This is a genomic window from Polaromonas sp. P3_C2 (assembly GCF_056402675.1).
Genome location: NZ_JBFUGX010001041.1, coordinates 1 through 991, shown reverse-complemented (window position 1 = coordinate 991; position 991 = coordinate 1). Strand labels below are relative to the sequence as shown.

At 49.2% G+C, this 991-nt stretch carries 2 protein-coding genes; both read left to right on the top strand.

The genetic code is table 11. The features are described 5' to 3' along the window. Nucleotides 1-636 (top strand): RHS repeat-associated core domain-containing protein (locus AC1DWI_RS24425; RefSeq protein ID WP_477726079.1); only part of this gene is annotated, 636 nt, incomplete at its 5' end. Then, nucleotides 633-991 (top strand): hypothetical protein (locus AC1DWI_RS24420; protein ID WP_477726078.1); only part of this gene is annotated, 359 nt, incomplete at its 3' end. The genes AC1DWI_RS24425 and AC1DWI_RS24420, both read left to right, overlap by 4 nt.

Genomic DNA, 991 nt, shown 5'->3' with positions numbered 1-991 from the left:
CAAACCTTTGATGCCGAGAGTGGGCTGTTCCAGAACTGGAATCGGGAATACAACCCGCGCATTGGCCGATACATTCAATCTGATCCTATTGGGCTYGCCGGAGGCATCAACACCTTTGGATATGTCGCTGGAAACCCAACGTCCTTTGTTGACCCTTATGGAAAGCAAGCATCGTTAGCGTGGTGTTTTGGAGGACCTGCTGGATGTGTGGCGGGAGTTGGAGTTGCTGGCCTGACGTGGATGGCTGTACAGGAAGCAAATAAAGACAAAGGTGCATCAAAGGTCGAGGCTTCACCCGAGAAAAAAGAATGCTGTGCGTTATACACTGACGTTTACGATGTCGGAAGAGAGAATGCACCAAAGCACGGGAAAACCCAAATTGGGAACCGCGGAGCCGAGCCTGCAAATCCGGAGTTCGCCCTGCAAAATTCGATGGGCGCAGGCGAATGGAAGCTTGGATTTGACGGTCTGACCGGAGAACTTGTCATGTTTCGGTTGCAGCGTACTGATGAGCAAAAATGTATCAAGTACTGGCACGGATATGTTGTCAATCAGCGTGAGTTAACTCACGAGCAATGGAGAGCGGGGCGTGACGCTGGCTTTCCGAACTGGACAAGAAAACCAGGGGCGAAATGATGGATGTAAACAGTGCTTCTTATTACTTTAGCTTGATAGGTTTCTCGATCGAAGTCCGTGTCAATATTCAATCATCTATAGATTTCACAAAGAGATTTCATCATCATGGCCCAGACTTTGTGTTTGCCGTTGCGGAGATATGGCTTCACCGTGAAGAGGCGAAGCATCTCATCATTCCGGCGACTCATCCGGGAAATTTTTTGGAAAGCTTGAGATCTTTGGATAAGCTCATATCAAATCCCCCGTCAGCTCTAGGTATGGAGCAGCTTGTTCCTTGTGGTGGGTGGTGTTCGTGGATGGCGGGCTATTGGGATCGAGTTGATAAAGAGTGCAATACGGCCGATGACGAAAAGCT